The 19959-nt window shown below is 42.0% G+C and carries 10 protein-coding genes and 1 pseudogene; 2 read left to right on the top strand and 9 right to left on the bottom strand.

The window, feature by feature from the left end:
* The first annotated feature begins 644 nt into the window (after positions 1–644).
* Complete coding sequence (locus tag L0M13_RS13655) at positions 645–1409, top strand: C40 family peptidase (RefSeq protein ID WP_235197027.1); 765 nt, start codon at positions 645–647, stop codon at positions 1407–1409.
* 178 nt (positions 1410–1587) lie between these two features.
* Here the strand turns inward: L0M13_RS13655 and L0M13_RS13660 are convergent, their stop codons facing one another.
* From L0M13_RS13660 to L0M13_RS13700, 9 genes and pseudogenes are all read right to left on the bottom strand, one after another.
* A complete protein-coding gene (locus L0M13_RS13660) occupies positions 1588–2709 on the bottom strand; it encodes a S1C family serine protease (protein WP_235197028.1) in 1122 nt (373 codons plus the stop codon).
* Entirely contained in the window at positions 2690–2884 is a 195-nt protein-coding gene (locus L0M13_RS13665) for a hypothetical protein (protein ID WP_235197029.1), read from the bottom strand. The genes L0M13_RS13660 and L0M13_RS13665 overlap by 20 nt, the downstream gene beginning before the upstream one ends.
* 165 nt (positions 2885–3049) lie before the next feature.
* Positions 3050–5098 carry an S-layer homology domain-containing protein gene (locus L0M13_RS13670; protein ID WP_235197030.1) on the bottom strand — a complete coding sequence of 683 codons (2049 nt, stop codon included), beginning with the start codon at positions 5096–5098 and terminating at the stop codon, positions 3050–3052.
* The gene (locus L0M13_RS13675) at positions 5095–6672 is read right to left on the bottom strand and encodes a DUF6359 domain-containing protein (RefSeq protein ID WP_235197031.1); all 1578 of its coding nucleotides are present in this window, start codon (positions 6670–6672) and stop codon (positions 5095–5097) included. The genes L0M13_RS13670 and L0M13_RS13675 overlap by 4 nt, the downstream gene beginning before the upstream one ends.
* A 436-nt stretch (positions 6673–7108) precedes the next feature.
* The gene (locus L0M13_RS13680; protein WP_397443542.1) at positions 7109–7906 is read right to left on the bottom strand and encodes an endonuclease I family protein; all 798 of its coding nucleotides are present in this window, start codon (positions 7904–7906) and stop codon (positions 7109–7111) included.
* A gap of 780 nt (positions 7907–8686) precedes the next feature.
* Positions 8687–9106 (bottom strand): annotated as a pseudogene (locus tag L0M13_RS18370) (lamin tail domain-containing protein); the annotation flags it as partial.
* Positions 9107–9454: 348 nt separating this feature from the next.
* A complete protein-coding gene (locus tag L0M13_RS13690; RefSeq protein WP_235197032.1) occupies positions 9455–14476 on the bottom strand; it encodes an S-layer homology domain-containing protein in 5022 nt (1673 codons plus the stop codon).
* A 303-nt stretch (positions 14477–14779) separates the two neighbouring features.
* Complete coding sequence (locus L0M13_RS13695; protein ID WP_397443543.1) at positions 14780–15022, bottom strand: excalibur calcium-binding domain-containing protein; 243 nt, start codon at positions 15020–15022, stop codon at positions 14780–14782.
* Positions 15023–15333: 311 nt separating this feature from the next.
* Positions 15334–17880, bottom strand: a complete 2547-nt coding sequence (locus L0M13_RS13700) for an S-layer homology domain-containing protein (RefSeq protein WP_235197034.1) — start codon at positions 17878–17880, stop codon at positions 15334–15336.
* Positions 17881–18581: 701 nt separating this feature from the next.
* Between L0M13_RS13700 and L0M13_RS13705 the strand changes: the two genes are divergently transcribed.
* Positions 18582–19859, top strand: coding sequence for an ArnT family glycosyltransferase (locus tag L0M13_RS13705; protein ID WP_235197035.1), 1278 nt, complete (start codon positions 18582–18584; stop codon positions 19857–19859).
* Positions 19860–19959 lie beyond the last annotated feature (100 nt).

Here is a 19959-nt window from a genome sequence, read left to right on the forward strand (position 1 = left end):
CTTTCAATTGCAGAACTCCTTTATGAAATAAAATTTATAAAATGAATCCATAAATTTACATTATTTTTAGTATCTTTCCATTATCAGTATATAATTTTTGCATGCTAGACGTCTATTTTATTCGCTTTTTATTAAATTATTATTTCAAAGTAGAGAAAATTATCAATCTATTATGTAGATGTAAGAAAAAGTAAACTTATCTACAGCTTCAGGTAAAATTTTCTTGTCACATAAAAAATCTCAAAATTCAATAATTTTGTAATAAACCAAATGCTGCTTTTCCAGATCAATGCTGGATAGTGTAATAGTACACTTTCCCTTTTACCACATTTTTCTTGAAATATATCCTGTTTTATACCCTTTTTTTTACATTTTTAAGGATCTAAACGAGCGCAAAATTGAAATATTTATTGCATATAACCACTATTTCTGATTTTTAAACATTTGGAAGCGATTTTTTATTTCTTGAAAAAGCTTGATATAACTGGGTTTATTAAACAAATTTTTCTTTGTAATGAAACTGTAATATAACTGCAATCTTACTGACGTTGTTTTTAAATACACAAGCCTATATAGTTAAAAACAGATTCCAACGAAATTAAAAACTTATATTTAGATAATATAAAACGACAGGGGAAATAAATTTGAAGAAATTTGTCTTTTCAGTATTAGCAGCAAGTACACTACTCCTTAGCCAAACAGCCACGGATGCACAAGCAGCCTTCAATACAAACGACGAGGTTCTTTCAACTTATGAATCCACTACTTCCGTAGAAACTTCTGTAGAAGTTGAGCAAGTTGCAGCAAGCAAAGCAACTGCTAAATCCGGAACTTTCAAAACAAAATACAACACGAACGTACGCCAGGATGCTGGCACAAAATATAAAGTTGTCACTCTAGCTAAAGCAGGCACTAAAGTTACTGCCACTCACCAAAAGAAAGTCGGCAAAGAAACTTGGTACAAAGTAAAAGCGAACGGCAAAGCCGGTTGGGTTTTGAGCTCACTTCTTACTTCAACATCTTCTTCAGTAGCTAAAGTATCAAACACAGCTTCAGCTTCAACAATCGTTTCTAAAGCATTGGCACTTAAAGGAATTCCATACAAATTCGGCGGCACAACAACTGCTGGATTCGATTGCAGCGGATTCACTCAATATGTATTCAAGCAAGCAGGAATCAACATTTCACGCACTACAACAACTCAGTTTGCTGAATCGACAACTGTTTCAACTCCACAAGCTGGAGATCTAGTATTCTTCGCAAACACATACCGCGCTGGGATCTCTCACGTCGGGATCTACATCGGGAACAACCAGTTCGTTCACGCTGGCGGATCTAAAGCAGAAGTAGTTAGCTTAAACAACTCTTACTGGGGACCAAAATTCCACAGCTTCAAACGCATCAACTAATCAAATACAGAAGAGCCAAGCAGTTATTGCTTGGCTCTTTTTTTGTGCGTTTTTTTATATAGAAGGAATTTTTTATAAGGGGTAATTTCGCATGCTCAAAGGGTGATTTCGATAAGAAAAAAGTTGATTTCACATAAAACTCCACAAAAAAAGAGAGCCGGCACTTAAGCCGGCTCCCTTACTTCATTTCAATATTCTTGATCTGGTAATCTCCGTATCCATCAATCACGACGGTATAAATCGCTGTGTGCTCGATGGTTGAGGTCTCTCCTGTTTCTTCATCGTGATAAGTCAATGTAGCTCGCGCCTCGACAAGCGCCTCTTCCTCGCCAATTACGACACTTTCAATAGAAGGAACGACAGCATCGAATGTGCGCGTCTCGCTGCGATTCGTTTCGACGAAGTTTTTACCTTCTGTCGCTCCTTGGCTATCCGGCAGCAAATACGACTCGTAATATGCCAGTTCCGGATCATTCAACGAATACGGCAGCAATTCGTAATACGCTGTGATGAAGTCGCGCAGAATCGTTTCTTCAAAGAATGCATCTTTCACATCCGGCAAAACAATTTCCTCTTCTTCATACGTGATCGGATCCGCTGCCCAAGCATTTAGCTGGTCCACAACCGAATACATAGGAATGGCATAGCCAATTTCCGGATTGTCTTCCAGGATAATCGAGTTGATGCCTAGTACTTTTTCGCTTTCCAAATCGATCAACGGGCCGCCGCTCGACCCTTTCTTCAATACGGCCGTCATTTCATACATATCCGTGTACTCATAGCCGTCTGAGAAACTTGCACCAGTTGCGGTGATTTCCCCTTCTGTTACGGTGTTGCTGACGTCTCCTGGGCTACCGATCGCCACTACATCCGTTCCTGGCTCTGCAGGTGATGTCGCGATGCCCATCGGCTGTTTACCGGCCAGTTCTTCAACCCGCACCAATGCAATGTCTTCTGTTTCAGAAATTCCGGCAATCTGGCCGCTGAACTCTTGGCCATCGCTATTCTTCAAGACGATATACGACGCATCTCGCACCACGTGAGCGCTCGTCACGATATCGCCTTGCGTGTTATACAAGAATCCAGATCCCTGCTCTAAATCCGTGTAGATCGTATAGACATGCGCTTTGGCATTGGCGATCATCAACGAACTGTCTTTTTTCGGCGGGATGATGACGGTTTCCGTCTTCACCGGCTCTTCGGGTTTACTTTCCACTGCGTTTTCGACCGTGCCTTGCACGACTTCTTCCGGCGCTTCCAGTTCTTCGATTTCACTGACATCAAATCCCGTATACACCATTCCCCGCGAAATCCTCTTTCATCGGCGGTGAGGCATTCGATTTCGAATCCGGCGTAAAGGCTAAAAAGTAAGCCCCCAGCCCAATCGCTGCCAATAAAATCAAAGAAACTATGCTAAGAAGCAACCGTTTGCGCGATTGGTTCTGCTGCTTGCGTTTTCCTGTTCGGTTATTCATCTATTCATTCAACTCGCTTCTGCTTTTCTCGTCATATAATAGACGGCCCAAAAGCCATTTGGTTTCAATTCCTTCCTATTATAGCAAGTGAATTGTGCGGTTGCCAGAAACGAGGGGGCTATTTACAGCAAAAAAGCTGCAGCCTTGGAGGCTACAGCTTTTTTATTAATCTAGTAAATCCATTTTATCAAGTCCGCGGTAAAGGATGACAATGGTTTCAGCACGTGTGATATCAGCTTTTGGATCAAACTTATTATGCACACGGCCGGAAATGATGCCAAGACCGTAAGCTTTCGCTACTGCCTCTACTGCGTGTTTGCCGACTTTTTTCGCATCTGCAAACTTGTGGGAAGCATCAATGCCTTCTAAAAGCGAAGCATCTTGATACTCGATTGCGCGGATCATCATCGCGGCAATTTCTTCACGCGTGATTTCAGCATCCGGATCATAGGTACCGTCCGTTTTACCGAAGACGATGCCTGCTCTTGCAGCCGCTTCGATTCCCTGGTAAGCCCATGCTTTAGACGTTCTCACATCTTTAAATGTACCTTCGTATTCTTTCAATGGCAATTCCAAAGCACGCGCTAATAGCACGGCGAATTCAGAACGTGAAAGTTTGCTTTCAGGTTCGAACGCTTCTGTGGATTTTCCGAAGACAATCCCTTTTGAAGCAAGTGCTTCAATTTGTTTTTTCGCCCAGTGGGATTGGATATCATCAAAAGTTACAGGTTCTGGAACTTCCGGTTTTTCTGGCTCAACAGGTTTTTCCGGTTCAACTGGCGGATTTGGATATGAAGGATTCTCAGGTATTGTTACCGGCTTTTTCAAATCCATTTGTACCAGAACAGGATCGTGGTCAGAAGCACGTCCGTGCTCTTCCATAAACATTGAGTTGATGTGAATCATATCGATTTCTGTTCTATCTTTCAAGTTCTTCGTTACTAATACATGATCAAGAACCTGGGAGTTTCCTTGGTAATAGTAAGAGTAACGGTCTTCTACTGGCACATCTTCGACTTTATTCGCCAAAATATCGCCTTTTAATGCAGCTAGAGCTGGTGTGAATTCAAAATCATTCATATCTCCTGCTACAACCACATTCAAATTAGGGTTTTGAGCCAAACCTTCTTTGATGAAACCATTAATCGCTTTTGCCAATTCAATGCGTTCAGGTACAGACCCTAAAGTAGGAGGCTGATTCTTGCCGAATAGCGGCTGATCTCCGCCTTTTGAATTTAAGTGAGCACCGATAACGACTACTTGCTCCCCTTGGAATTCAAATTGCGCTGCCAGTGGTTTTCGTGTACCCGGCATTGGAATCGGTTGGACACGACCTGGGTTCAACGCAAGTTCACCATTTACCCAAGAATTCGTTTCTGTTGCTGACCCTTTCGTTCCTTCGGATAATTTAACACGGTCGGGGTTGTACAAGTAGCCGACACGGATATTCCCGCCCGGCTCCCCGCCGTCCTGATTGTATTCAGGTGCAATATCCGTCCATTTGTATGTCGGGCCGCCTGCAGCTTCAATGCCGCTGATCAACCGTTCATAAGTTGCGGTTGCATCGCTGTTTCCTGTAGTTTTAGGACCGTCGTTGTCCTGTACTTCCACCATCACGATGATATCTGGAGAGTTCAGATCTTCGACGAATGATTCAGCAATGCGCTCCGCTTTCTCATTTGACGTATGGCTTGGATCTGCAGAGAAGTTCTCTACGTTATAAGAAGCTACTGTCAATTTATCGTTTTGTTTTTTGATCCACGTTTGCTCTGGTGCAGTGCCGCCATCCACGAGTGTTGGCAGGTCGCTTTCCACTGCCCAGATCTTGTAGTTGCCGAAGCCAAAGCCTAGGACGCCGACTGGAGTTCCATCAAACGAATCGCCAGCTTTTGCAATGAATTTTTCATTGTCAATATCGAAAGCGATGCGCTCTGGGTTGTAATCGTCTTCTGCAATCAAGATGCCGCCTTGTTTATGGAAAGCATTATTTGTCGCATTTTTAGAAACGACAATTACCTCTCCGTAGCTTTGAGGGCCAACGATTTGGGCATCCGCTACACCGACGCGCATCAATTCAAGCGATTCCCAGAAATCAATGCCATCAACATCTGGATTGAATTGAGTCAATCCGTCCGTATCAATGTTCTTAGTCGGCGGGAAAACGTCTTTTCCGATGACAATCGGTGCCGGAAGTTCCGCAGTACCGGTTTTCACTGCATCTGTTGCGCGGATGCGGTAATCGGAAGGTCACTTGCCTTCATGTCTGAATAGCCTTCTTGATTATGTTCTTCAACCGTTCCACTAACTGTGACCAAATCACCGACTTTTAAGCCATTCGAAGCTTTATTGACCATGATTGCTTCTGAAGTCGTCAAATCGTCATCTGGATTTGTGTCTTGAATAACAAAGTTTGATGAGTTGTAAAGATGCGTCACCACACCTGTAATTCCTGTCACTGTTGCATTCTGATAATCCGAATAATGGCCATCGCCTTGGATATCCCGGATTTTCAGATCTTTCGTTTTAAGGACCGTGTATTCGAACGAGAACACTTCTGAAGTCTCGTCTCCAACAGCAATCGCTTTGATCACAGTGTCTTTTGTCAATTCGATCGGCGCTGTGTATTTTGTGTTTGCTGGAGTTGGCGTTGAGCCATCCAGCGTATAGTAGATGTCCGCATTTTCCCAGCCCGATTGAAGAGTGATAGCTGTTCCTTCTGAAACAACTCCCGGGAAGATGTCTGCGTAAACTGCAGGTTTGTTGACTAAATCAAAGCTTTCGCTGCCTAAAGTTTTCACTTGGTACACTGTATTGAATTTTGACGCGATTCCTGTTACATGAATCAAATCGCCTTCTTTGTATTGCTTGATAAATTGATCATAAAGCAATCCGTTGCGGTTATCGTTGCGGATTGTTATCGATTCGCCGTTTTCTGCAAGCGCTGTAAATTCAAACGTGCCGTAATTTAAGGATTTCAAGTCAGTAATCGTTACATTTTTAAGTTCAATCAATTCGCCTTGTGTGCTTTCACCGATGCCCGCAGGAGTCAGTATTTGCAAAGCTGGCAGCTCATTGTTTGAAGAAAGTTTTTCCACACTAGTCGGCTGCAATTGCAGTTCGCCCGAATACGCAGAAACTTTCCCCGTCAGCTTAACATTATCTCCCGGGGTTAAGGCGTAATCCGTGCTTGTGTAAACGTAAATTCCACCGGTTTCATCTTGTACGTAAAAGGCTTTGCCGCCCCAGAAACCAGTACCCGTAGTTACAGTCCCTTCCACTTCAATCAATTTATCTGTTGTTGCACGTGCTGCAGCGATTGAATCGACTTTTTCTGCAGTTGGTGCTGGAGGAGGAGTTTCACCTTCAGAAAGAATCGTGAACGCAGTTGGTGATTTTAATCCAGGAACTCCAAAGTATGCTTGAAGAGATCCTGTAATTACAACTTCTGCTTTAAAATTTGATGGATTATCAACTAAATTTAATTCTGTTCTAGCTGCTGATTTACTTGGTAATTCCACAGGCAGAATTTTCGTCGGATCGGTTTCATCAGGCGAATCTGCAATTCCTAAGTTACTCGGAACTGTAAATGGCGCTACCTGATTAAATTTCGGACCAGTTGCAGTTGTCCCCACAATATATCCTTTCACAGTCTGAGTTCCTGTATTATTCGCAATTGCTTCTGCAACCGTAATCGGTTCAGCCGCATTTGCAGTCGCCGTATAAGGCAAAGCTGCGGACAGAACCAATATTAGGCTCAAAAACAGTTTAATCCATGCATTTTTTGACAAACTTTTTCACTCCTTGGATTTTTTTGGCGTTACAAATTAATTATACAGGGAGAATGTAAGCGCTTCGTAAATTTTCTGTAAGTATTCCAACTAATTGCCCTAAAATCATATTTAATTGTAAATAAATTCTATATTATAATTCTATTTTATTATTTATTGTAACATTCTTTGAAATTATTTCAGAAAATTCTCTTTTGCTAAGTCTTTTAAATCAGTTTAAAGCTTTAGAAATTTCCCAAAGACAATGAATCAATAAAGAATTAAGGAAGTAAGAGTAACTCATTTTGATTAAAGGGAAACTCAGATTCATTAGCGGGCAACTCACGAACTTTCGAGGGAAACCCAGAGATATTTGCGAGCAACTTCCAATTTACACACTCACTTTCCCATCACGAAAAAGCCCCCGCAGCAAATTTTGCTGCAGGACTCCCCTATCTTAGCTCGCATCCCAAATTGACGCTGCCCATTCCGGGTGGTCGACAAACGGATTGCGGTTGCCTTGAATGTCTTGAATTTTATCGTTGCGCTGGCGCTCCCAGTCGCTGACGGGATCCTGCTCATGCCATTCAAGCAAAACAGACAATTTCCCGTGGTACGGCGCCGATCCATTATTCAATAGCTCGTTTAGCTCCAAATCTACAGGATCGCCCGGTTCATAGCGAACAGCCATATAAAACAACATACGCGCTACATCGCCTTTCACTCTATCCGGCGGCTCAAATGAACTCGCTGTTCGCAAACAGCCATCGCAGCCGCTCACTGAACTGCCGCCGTAATCAAAATCGAGATTTCCGCGTGCCCCATTCACTTGCACGTCCGTCGGGCGCAAATGGTGGATATCCGTCCCTGCGCCGCGCGAGGTTCCAAAATCGCCATGCGACTTCGCCCATGTGTGTTCACGGTTCCAGTCGCCGACATTGCCGCCGTTCAACCCTTTCGAACGCGATTCGCCGGTATAGAGAAGGATGACATTATTCGGATTGTTCGGGTCTTCATCCGTCACTTTCAACGCATCCCAAACGGCTGAATAGCTCAGCTGATCGTGATCGTCGATGATGGCATGCAATTCATCTTTCAATGCATCGCCGCTCAAACCTGTAGCTGTTTCATAATAGCTTCCCGTTGCCGGAATTTCTTCTATCACCGTTACCGAGAACGATTGTGTGATGCTTTCTTTGCCATCAGTTGCCGTCACACCGATAATATGTGAACCTGCCGGCAGATCCAATGTCAAGATAGAGCCAGCTAAACTGCCTTTCGTCGCGGCAAATGAAAGACTCGCCCCTTCCGGATCAGCAAAATACTCTGCCAAGTCATATTGCAAGGTTTTGCCGCTTTTCACTTGTTCATTGGCAAATGCTTTCAGAACGACCGGCGCTTTGTTCTCGGCCGGTAAATGAGGGGAATTCATCGGCTGGCCGGCTGCGTCGTAAAATTCGATCGCTTCGTAATCTGCTCCGTTCCTAAACTCGATGTCTCGAATATTTTCCGCCCCTCTAATTTGAGAAACCTTCGGGCCATCAACCACCACTTTAGCCACTTCGATTCCTTTAAAATCAAAAATGGATTCGGCCCTAGCCGGACTCAATACCACTTTCACATTTTGAAAGCCAATTCCGTGAAATTCAGCGTATTTTCCTTTCAAATAGACCGCATCAGAAATCGCTGTCTTGCCCTCGAGCGTCAACGATACGCTCGGCTGGCCAATATTCAATTTCTTCTTGTTTAAGTTTTTATAATGAAGGAACTTTTGAGGTTCGATCGGTTCTATCCCTGGTGCCGGTTCAGGATCTGGTGTTGGTTCCGGTTCTGGCTCAGGTTCTGGAGCCGGTGTTTCACCGAAGCCCGTCATGGTATGCGCTCCAAGGTGCTCGAACGTATCTGCCGGATAAGCGATCCATTCGTCCGCAGGATTGAATGCATCGTCCACAATGCGATCGCCCGCTTGAATCTCGGTTTTGCGGACCAGCGTGACATCTTTCGCATTTTCAATGCGCGTGCCCACTTGGCCAAAAGAATCGATTGGTGTGCCGTCTTTCCTCAGCACTAAAGCATCATCGCCATTAAAATTGATAACATTATTATTTTGTAATTGCCCTTTGCTCTTGATGCCTTCAGCTGCCTGGCCATTGTAGATGACCACCGTCTCTCCACTAGCCACCGTTCCGGATAAATCCATCTCGCTTTGCACCGTCGTGCTGCCATTTGCATACAAAGCTAACGAGTAACTGCTTAAATCGATAGCATTTCCTGTGCCATTATAAATTTCAATCGCTTTGTTCATGCTGCTGCCTTCAACGTACTCCGAGATAAAAAGATCGCTTGCCGTTGTCGCTGCTTGAACCGGTGATTGTGCTGTTGGCATCCACAATCCTGCCGCCAACCCGATCGACAATAAGACTTTCACAGGCTTGCTCCATTTTCTTTTGGCCATTTGTGCTGTTCCTCCTCTGTTCTTCGTATTCCTATTTCCCCCACATCCCACCAAAAAAATATTGTAAATTATTTACTTATAATAAAGTAAATTTACAATTTTAACTATTCTCTACTTACGACTTTAACTAACTACAATTCTTACGTCAACGCTATTTAGAAACTATTACATGAACTTAATAAAAGCAAAAGCCTATAATAAGAAACGGCAGCTCTACTCTGCACAAATTTATTTCATTTTTTCTGTCCCCAATACTCTCGTAAAAAACAAAAGCTCCACTGCCTAATTTTCGGCAATGGAGCTTTTCCAACTTTTATTTATTCTAATTAGGGTACAAGGAACAGGGATTTAATCGACCATTTCTTCTAAAAAGAACTCCCCTTTATGCGTTCCGCCAATGAGGACCTCTTGGCCGAGAACAGAAGAAACGATTTTGAAATGAGATGAATCAATAACTACCGCTGTTGCTGGCACCTTGGCTTTTGAAAGCTGACTATTGATTGTAGTGACCATATTAGAGATAGCAGCGAATTTTGTGGTCAAATTAATTGTAGCTGTTTTTTCGCCAACACTGACGGTAAACGAACGATTTTTGGAAGCATCCAAATCTTTTCCGGCACTGTAGTTCTGTTCAAAAAAATAATTCCAGTCCGGCCCTTCCAATCGAATCGTCGACGCGCTGCCGGACAAATATGAGTTGATTGAAAATGTGTCATTAAAACCGTAAGAATTCACTGTACGATTCATAAGCCCATTTACGCCTAATTTCGCATAGAAATAATCTTGAATCGCGCTATCCACTACGCCGCCCATTGACTGGCCTCGCGTAAAGTCCGTTGAAAGCTTCCAATATATGTTGACAGGTATTCGGTGCTCTCCAGCCACAATCACAAAACTCTTTGGATTCCCTGTAAAGTCACCCACAGTGACAGGCTTGCTGCTCAACGACGCACTAGTTGCTTGGGACGTTGAGTAGTCGAAGTTCGAAATGGATTTGCTGTTAACGAATAACGGCAATTCTTCAACCGCTATTTCAACTGAAAACGCTTGGCCGGCAAAGTCGATATCTGTTTGATCGTCCCATTTCGCTGCAAATGTATAAGACCCAGCTGCCTGATGATTATAGCCATCCACATCTGTCCATTCGGCTACTGTCAGTTCTCTTGTTTTGCCGCTCGCAAGCACTACTTGTATTTTTTGCGGCAATAAGCTTTCATATGCAGCGGGTGCCGTATTCGTGCTTCCTGCTTTGATTGTGTCAATGGCAGTAAAACCAGTGATGCTGTATTTAAGAGAATCCAGTGCGTTTGCAATAGCTTCTGCTTTACTGTTCACTTCTGCGTTGGTCGTTTCCGCAAGGCGAAGTGCAGCTTTTAGCACATTTACGCTGTTGGCAGAATAGTGAGCTTCCTCGATATCAGCTGCTCTGTTTTTGGCCATATCCAATTTTGCTTGATCCGCAAAAATGAGTTGGTTAATGGCTTGCTGAATCATCGCTGTCTTCGCTTTTACTTCATTGTTGCTCTGGAGCGGCTGAATGGCTAAAGCCGAAGTCAACTGCTGATAGCTCTCTTCCGTATAGTCAGCTTCAACATACAGTTTCGCATCCAGCATCGCTGCATCCAAAGCCGCTTGGCCAGCAAATACAAGGCCGGAAATCGCTGTGTTGATCGCATCAGCCTTTGCTTTTGTTTGGACTTCTGTAGTCGGCTTCGGCAGTTCCAATGCCTCCTCTAAATTACTGAAAGTAGAGCTCGTAAAGTCCGCGCCCAAGTAGTTAGATGCAGTTGCTAAGGCTGTATCCAATGCGGCTTGGCTTGCAAATACTAATAGGGAAATGGCTGAATCGATGGCATTCTTTTGCTGTTTTACTGCCGCATTGCTCGTCGGAACAGGCAAATTCAAAGCGGCCGTCAATTCTCCATAGCTCATTGACGTATAATCGCCTGTCTTGTAGGTTTGGGCTCTTTCAATCGCAGCGTCTAAACTGTCTTGGTCCGCAAATACCAATTGGGAAATGGCGCTGGCAATTTGATCGGCTTTCGCTTTGACTTCTTCATTACTAGAAGGCTTCGAGATCGCCAAAGCATCGCTTACCTTTTTATAACTTCCATTTGTATAATCAGCTGCAGTCAACGACGCTGCTTTTAATTCAATTTGGTTTAACTTGTCCTGGTCTGCAAATATTAATTGAGCAATCGCACTGGCAATTTGGTTAGCCTTTGCTTTTACTTCTTCGTTGCTGGAAGGCTTCGAGATTGCTAAAGCATCGCTTACCTTTTCATAACTTCCGACTGTATAGTCTGCTGCAATCAATGACGCTGCTTTTAATTCAATTTGGTTTAACTTATCCTGGTCCGCAAATACCAATTTTGAAATGGCGCTGGCAATTTGATCGGCTTTCGCTTTTACTTCTTGATTGCTAGTAGGAGCAGGAATCATCAAAGCACCGCTTACCTTTTCATAGCTGTCAGCGGTATAATCTGCTTCAACCAAAGCCCCTGCTTCCAGTGCAATTTCATTTAATTTGCCTTGATCTGCAAATACCAGTTCAGAAATAGCCTGGTGAATCACCGCTATTTTGTTTAATACTTCTTGATTGCTTTGCGGCTTTTTCAAAGCGATGGCCAGTTCCAATTCATTAAAACTGGCTGCCGTGAAATCAACCGCTACATAAGTTTCTGCCTTTCTTAACGCTGCATCCAAATCCTGCTGATTCTTAAAAACCAGCCCTGCGACTGCTGTTTGAATCGCTTCCGCTTTTGCCTTTGCTGATTGGTTGCTTGTCGGCAACGGGAGGTTGAGAGCTTCTTCGACCTCAGCAAAACTTGCTAACGTATAGTCTTTTTTCGCTAATGCCGTTGCAGAATTGATTGCTTCGTCCAATGTTTTCTGGCTTTCAAACACAAGCGCTGAGAGAGCTAAAGAAATCGCTTCTTGTTTTGCTATCGCTTCTTGGTTGCTGCCAGGCTGAGCCAAATCGGCTGCTTCTTTTACGCGCTGATAGCTTACTGCCGTGTAATCTGCTTCCGTTAACGCATCTGCTTTTGCCATAGCCAGATCCAAATCAGCCTGCGCTGCAAATACCAGTTGGGTAACTGCCTCATTGACCTTCGCTGCTTTTTCAATTGTCTCGCCAAAAGTTGCTGGCACGGCTATTTCTTTTGCTGCTGTCAACTTTTCAAAGCTTTTCACGGTATAATCTTCAGCTGCAATTAAACGGGTAAACCGGATGATTCGGTCACTGATATAACTTGCCGAATTCTTTTCTATTCCCTGGATCAACATCTGATTAGATTCGGACACTTTTTCTTCTTCCAATAATTCCAGTTCTGTCTCCCAGCCTTTAAAGACTTCTTTTATCGGTGATTCCAGTTTATCCAATGGCAAGTCTAAATCGACCAATTGATAAAACGGAAGGCTTGCTGCCTCAATAAAGCTTTTATGGAAGGCATCGACAGGTGCTTTGCTTACATAATACTGGACTTGCCCCGGCTTAATAAGTGAACTTGAATGGGCAGGCGCGTTCCCGCTGACACTGCCTTTTCCTTCCACTGCCCAAATCGTTGGCGTTCCAGTAGTTTCCTGTGTATTGATGATTGATCCGGACACTTTCAATTCTGAGTTGAAGAGTGTTGCATCCGACCCTTTCGATACTTCAATCCCACCGAACTCATTTCCTTCTACTGTCGTTGTACCTGTCAATTCAACAGTTGAGCCGTTGACTAACAAAGCTGCATCAGCGCCGGTTCCTGTAAAATTATGCAATAGCACATCCTTCGCTCCATAAACTTGAAGGGCATAAGTTCCTTCCCACCCGTTAACGTCTGCCATTTTTACATTTAAATCAAAGACTTTCGCTTGATCTGCCAAAATGACAATTCCGCTTCTTTCACCGGTTTGTGCCGTGTTTAAACGATCAGTGAACTGGAGCTTAAACCCTCGTCCATTCAGGTTCACTGTACGATTGATTTTAATCTGCTCGGTTAACCCCTCAATATTTTGAGTTAAGTTGATGGTTTTGATTCGCTCTGCAGCTAATGCCGCTTCCAGCTCTTCGAGATTTTTCACGTAAGCTGTCGTAATGATGCCTGGACTGCCTGGATTCTCAGTCTTCATTTCTACCAACTTACCAAAAGAATCTTTAACGATAATGCCTTGAAGCGCTTCCAGTATATCGATTTTCCCTTTAAAGTTATCGATTGTAGCCCCGTTTGCTTTAAAGATCATTTTCTTCACTGAAGATTGTTCACCGACATTGACTCTTGCAGCTTGATTTACGGTTACCAAATTGATTGAACCGATTAATGCCACTTTCCCCGTTGTGTCTAGCGCCAATTCGTCTAATACGATGCCATTTTCTACATTAGCAAAACTTGCGCCATCGATGTCTCTAATTACGACTGAATGCAAGATTCCTCTGTTGTAAAACGTACTTGCTTTGACATTAACAATCGTGGTTAGCCCAGTAATTTCAACGTTTTCTCCGACAGTGAAATCAGCATTGGGTACGTTGACAGTTAAATTCCCGGCTAACTTGCCGCTTTTTATAGACGACGTTAAAAAGAAATCCGAGTTTGCATTATTTTCATAGCTTATATTTCCGGTCAATACCTGCCCATTTAAATCTAATTTTACATTTCGTTTAATGATAAGGTCTTTAGATAAAACGATACTTTCTGCCAATAAAATATGTTGGATGTCTGTATTTTTTAAAGCGGCTTGCAATTCCAGTTCGTTTTTCACTATGGCAGAAGACGGTGCTGCATTTTCCAATTTCGATAGTTTATGAAGGAAAATAGCAAATTCACCGCGTGTGATGGCTTGAGTAGTGCCAAATGAAGTTTTCGTTTTTCCAGAAGTGATTTCAGTTGCTACTAGCGCAGCAACTGAGTCTGCGTACCGTGAAGATACGTCAGTGAAAGTCATTTTAGTTTTTTCACCCTTCAGGTTAAACGCTTTTGCCAGCATGATGGCCGCTTCGCCGCGCGTAATTTCTTGATCTGAAGCAAAAGTAGTAGCAGTTTTGCCATTAACAATGCCAGCTGCTTTCAATGCATCCACGTAGTTTTTTGCACGTTTCGGCACATCTGTAAATCCAGAATCAGCAGGTGCATTTACATCTAGCTTCAGTGCTTTTGCGACCATTACTGCCACATCTGCACGCTTAATTGATTGTGAGGTCCCAAAACTAGTAGCAGTAATTCCTTGAGCAATCTGGTTTTCAGTCAAATAGTTGATTGCTTCATCGTAGCGGTTTGATACATCTGAATAAGGTGCTGCATAAGCAGGCACGACTGCTGTTGCGACTAGTGAAGCCGTAATTGCTGCAGCTGCAAATTTGCGGTGTGAATTTGATAAATAGGCCATTATGATGGTTCCCCCATATTCTCTTTAAACGTTTAACAGCCGCCCATACAGATGCATTTACCAAATTAAACCACAAAATTACAAGTTAAAGGTTACAAAGTCATAAATACACTTATATAATTGGTGCTATATTCTCATGTTAGCAATATTATTATAAATTTCAATACATTTTATAAATTTTTTATTATATTTCCAATAATTGTGTTATATTTGTAAATTATTGTTAGTATTTTTTCCTATCTTTTACAATTTGAAAAAGCCTCTCAGCTTAGAAGCTAAGAGGCTTTTATATTAATTCATATTTTATCGTTCGCAAGCGATATTGTCTTTGTCGCGATCACTCTTACTATTAGCATCATATAAGGCTTGAGAAACAAACGGCTTATATTTCGTCTTTCCGCCTTTGTTCTTTGCTTTTGAAGAACGGGCAATGCCGCCAGCATAGACCTTGTTAATCTCTTTGCAGTTCGCATACGTCTTCACTTTCGCCCCTGCAGCACCTGCCGGCATTGGTGCTGCACTGAACGTAAAGCTAAGTGCCATCATTACAGACAAAACTGCAAAACTAAGTTTTTTCATAGGATTTCCCCTCTCTCTTTGTGTAATTTTGCCAACAAAATCAAAAATGCCAGGAATTTATTATCCAGGAATTGTTAGCAAGATGATTGTATCAGGTATTTATCACTATGACTATAATCATTTTTATACTAGATACTACTTTCTATAAAATATATACTAGAAAACATTTATAGAACTTTTTAGAATAACTAATTTTTTAATTTTATGTATCTCATAATTATTATTTTAATTAAAAAAAACCTCTCAGGATAGTCCTGAGAGGTTTTTTAATAGTTGCATTACTGAGTTACAGTAACAACTGAAGATGCACTTACTTTGTTAGTTGCTGCATCTTGTACATCAATAGTGCTAACAGCAGATAAGCTTAGACCAGCAGCTAAATCAGCTGCAGTTACAGCAGTACCAAATGTAACTGTTAGTGTGTTAGTTGCAGCAGTTGGTGTTGAAGTAGCTACAGTATTAGTTACTGCTTTCCCGCCTACTAATAACTGGAAGTCAGTTCCTGTACCGTTAGTTACAGCTTCAGAGAAAGTAACTTCAGCAGTAGTTGGAGTTGTCAATCTAGCACTTGTAATTGTTGGAGAAACGTTTTCACTTAGTGTTTCTGTAGTGCGGTAAACGTCCATAGCAAGACCGTTCTTCGCTTTTACATTGCTGATAGTTACGTTACGAGCTCCAGTGAAAAGATTTGAATTAGAAGCTAATTTCAAAGTAACTGTTTGTGTTCCGTCTGTTGCAGCAGGGTTAAGGATTGCAGTTTCAACTACAGCTCCGTCGATAACGTAGTTAGCAACATTTGTCGCAGTTACTCCATCTACAGGTTGGTTAAAGCCAACAGTCAATGTGTTGTTATCTACTACAGCAATACCATTTGCTCCAACAGCAGTGTTGATAGTCGCTTTAGTGTTAGATGCTGGTGTTCCATCAGCTACACGTTTGAATGAAGCAGTAACATTAGTTGCTCCAACATTGCCGCTAATATCTTGTACTAAACCAACGTCAACAGAAGAAGCATTCTCACCAGTTACAGTTAAGTTGTAAGAAGCGCCTTCAACGTCATTTCCTGTGCCGTCTAATAGATCAGCCAAAGCAATGCGGAAAGAAGTTTTGCTGTCAGTTACTGGAACTAAATCAGTAGCTGGAATATTTTCGATAGATACTGGAGTTGTTACATAATCAACAACTTTAGTTCCTGTAACATCAAGATTATTCAATGCAGCATTTTTAGTAACACTTTCATCAAATGTAAGTTGTAAGTACTCAATACCATTTACAGTTACTACAGAGCTTGACTGTAATTTTGGCGCAGTTACATCTGCTACAAAGTTAATTACTCGGCTGAATGCTTCGCCAGCTTCACCTGAAAGGTCAGTGTAGTTTGAAACTTGTACAGTTTGTAATCCACTAACTGGAGAAGATGTTTCAACTAAATATTTAGTTGGAATTTTTTCATCTTTAGTTACTTTAAGTGTACCTGTATAGCCCACTAAAGAGATTGAAGGATTAGCAATTAGAGCTTCAGAGAAATTAACTTCAAATTCTCTAGCATTTAATGGAGTTACAGAAGTAACTACTGGCTCAACTCCATCTACATTCCCTTTGAATAGAGTAGTAGTTGATGGGTTTGGTGAAATAAGGTTACCAGCGTAATCTTGTGTACCAACGAACGTAGCTACTACACTAGTACCAGCTTTTACAGATGGTCCGAATGAGAATGTAACTTCTTTGTTGTTAGTAACTGCATTGAAGTTGTTAGTAATATCAGTTACCGGTGTACCGTCTGCTAATTTGAATGTTACGTTTCCTAAAGATTGTAACGGTTCAGAGAAAGTAACTTTAACTTGATTAGCATTTACTGTTTGAGTTGAAGCAATTGCTGGAACGATAGTATCGTTAACAGTGATGGTTTCGAAAATATCTTTCACAACTTCATCAGTAGTTGTTTCAAGGTTTTCTACTTTAACATCATAACGACCTTTTAATCCATTTTGAGTTTCGATAGTCAATGTTTTGCCATCAGTGCTTAATTTACCTGTAAGAGTACCAGCTGCTTTGTTATCTAATGAATTAACTACAACAGTGTTAGCTTTGAAAGCACCTTCTTTACCATCAACAAATAATGTTTCAGGGTTTACTGCAGCTGAGAAAGAAACAGCAATTTGTTTAGCGTTAAGAGCAGTTACTCCAGCAGCAACTTCTTCATCAACAATGTACTCTTCAAGAGCATAAACGAAACGAGCGAAGTCACCACGTTTGATGTTGTTAGAAGTACCGAATTGAGTTGCAGAAATACCGTTAGTTACGCCTTCTTCTACTAAAGCAGCAACTGCATTAAGGTAACGGCTGCTTACATCAGAGAATTTTACTTTTGTAATATCGCCAGTCAAGTCAAATGCGTTAGCGAACATGATTGCCGCTTCACCGCGAGTGATTGAATCGTTAAAACCAAAGTTTGTAGCAGATTTACCGTTAATGATGCCAGCAGCTTTCAACGAGTTGATAGCTAATACACCACGAGTTGGTACATCAGAGAAACCTGAAGCTGGAGCTTCTGGGTTGTTAATTTTAGCAGCGTTAGCGATCATGATCGCAGCATCACCACGTTTGATTTGTGCGCCAACTCCGAATTGAGTTTCGCTTAAACCTTTAGCGATGTTTTGTTCTACTACAAAGTTAACTGCAGCTTCGTATTGTTGAGCAACGTCCGTGAATGCTGCTGGTTTTACTTCGTCAGCGAATGCTGCAGGTACTACTGCTGTTGCTACTAATGTAGCTGTCGCTGCAGTTGCAACGAATTTTTTGTAAGACTTTGGTTGGTAAGCCATGTGTGTAATTCCTCCCTGTTTTAGGTGTTAATGTGTTAAATGATGAGTATTGGTTAACCCAATTTAATTATACTGATAAAAACTCCTGAATGCCACTTTATCCTAAATTAATATGACTAAAGTCTAAAAGTTAGTATTGCGAATAAGTAGGCAGTTAGCAAGAGATTATCAGAAAATTAAACTCTAACTTAGTTTAACAAAGATATTAAAGATTTCAACTGATAAATTAAAAATGTATCCTAAAAATTACACTTTATTGTAAAAAAGAGTCTATAGTATTACAAAAAATACAGAATCTCGAAGCTTTTCGTGTGATTTAGGGGTTTTTCACCTATCAATCTGGAAAATCTCCGCTCTCACTAATGTTTAATTATACATGAAAACTGGATTTACATTCATAAATTGTTGTTAATAATTTATTGTGCCAGTTTGACGAGTAAGGGGCCAGATGGCTCACATCAGATTATTATGAAAATTATTTATCATTCCGATAAAATATTGATTTATTATTCGTTTTCAAGTAAATATCCTAGTCCGAAACGTTTAGTTTCGTTGTAAGTTCAGGATTTCTTATTTTTTTCCATTTGTGACTAAAGAAGCGTTGTGAAAAACTAGAGATATTTTCCTTTTCTTCATGAAATGGCTGAGAACTCTCCCGTTTTCCTTTATAATAGGAAGTGCTATGCATTTAGGAGGATATTATGATTACAAAGATTACAAAACTGAATCTCTGGCTTTGGATTCCCCTCGCTATCGGTTTCATTCTCAGGTTAGCGATTCTTATTTATTACGGACCTGACTTATCACTGAACAGCGACGATTACTTTTATATTGACAGCGCGAAGTTTTTATTGGAAGAAGGCAAATTGGTTTATGTCGATCACTCAGAGCCGACTGTGCACATTATGCCCGGTCTTCCATTCCTAGTCGCCAGCGTGTTTTTCTTTTTCGGCACAGGAACTGTCGGGCTTGCAGCAGCGAAAATAGTTATGATCTTAATCGGCTGCCTTAGCATCTTCGGCATCTACAAAATCGGGGAGCGCTTGTTCAGTCCCTTGGCCGGTTCGATTGCTGCGTTGATCCTCGCGCTTTATGTACCGATTGTCGTGACAGATAATTTGATTGCCACCGAGTCGCCGGTCACAGCCGCGTTTATCTTCTTCGTCTATTTCTCGCTGCGGCTCGCTAACACGCATTCGATGAAAGATTTCTATTGGGTTATCGGCTTGTATTTGTTCATGCTGATGTTCCGTCCGACAATTGCGCTGTTCCCGGTCATCTTGCTTGTGTATTTAGTGTTGAAGAAATATCCCGTCAAGATTGCATTGAAGCAGTTCGGCATCGCCGCCGTTTTACTGTTGCTTGTGATGGGACCGTGGTGGGCGCGCAATTACATCGCCTATGACGCGTTTATCCCGCTTTCCGGCGGCGCAGGGAATCCGACCTTGCTCGGCACTTATCAAGGCAACGGCTATAAATACGGACCGCCTTTTGACGTTGTCGTCCAGCAGCTTGTCGACGAACATCCGGAAGCAAGCCGCTACGAACAGAATATCTACCAGATGGAAGTGGCGAAAGAACGCATTGAAATGATGCGTGAGCATAATTCCGACTGGTTCTGGGAAACGTATACGACGGCTAAGCTCCGAATCCAGTGGGAAGATCCTTTCTATTGGCTCCAGGTATTGAGCATTGAAAAAGAGACGATGCGTACCGCTTATCTCGTTTTGTTCTGGACGGGGCTCGCTTCCCTTCTCTTGATGTTCGCTGTGAAAGCGCGAATCTGGAAGGAATGGCTGTTTATCATTCTCTTCATTCTGTACTTCACCGTGATGAACAACCTGTACTTGGCTTATCCACGCTACAATCAGCCGCTCCTGCCATATTTCTTCCTGGCAATCGGCGGCATGGTCCATGTGCTCGTGAGCTTTGTTAATAGAAACAAAATAAAAGAAGCTGAGTTGGAAGATCGTTTATAACGGTTTTCCACCAGCTTCTTTTTTATATTAAGATTATTCATGAATTTCACAACATCGTTTTGGTTTTCTCTGAAGAAATCGCTCCAGGCGGACGCTTTCC

This window comes from Planococcus sp. 107-1 (assembly GCF_021513255.1).
In the GTDB taxonomy this organism is placed as follows: Bacteria; Bacillota; Bacilli; order Bacillales_A; family Planococcaceae; genus Planococcus.

Coding starts and splice junctions, on each gene's coding strand:
- L0M13_RS13660 (WP_235197028.1), bottom strand. CDS start 2,709: ATGGTGTATACGGGATTTGATGTCAGTGAAATCGAAGAACTGGAAGCG.
- L0M13_RS13665 (WP_235197029.1), bottom strand. CDS start 2,884: ATGAATAACCGAACAGGAAAACGCAAGCAGCAGAACCAATCGCGCAAA.
- L0M13_RS13690 (WP_235197032.1), bottom strand. CDS start 14,476: ATGGCCTATTTATCAAATTCACACCGCAAATTTGCAGCTGCAGCAATT.
- L0M13_RS13695 (WP_397443543.1), bottom strand. CDS start 15,022: ATGATGGCACTTAGCTTTACGTTCAGTGCAGCACCAATGCCGGCAGGT.
- L0M13_RS13700 (WP_235197034.1), bottom strand. CDS start 17,880: ATGGCTTACCAACCAAAGTCTTACAAAAAATTCGTTGCAACTGCAGCG.
- L0M13_RS13705 (WP_235197035.1), top strand. CDS start 18,582: ATGATTACAAAGATTACAAAACTGAATCTCTGGCTTTGGATTCCCCTC.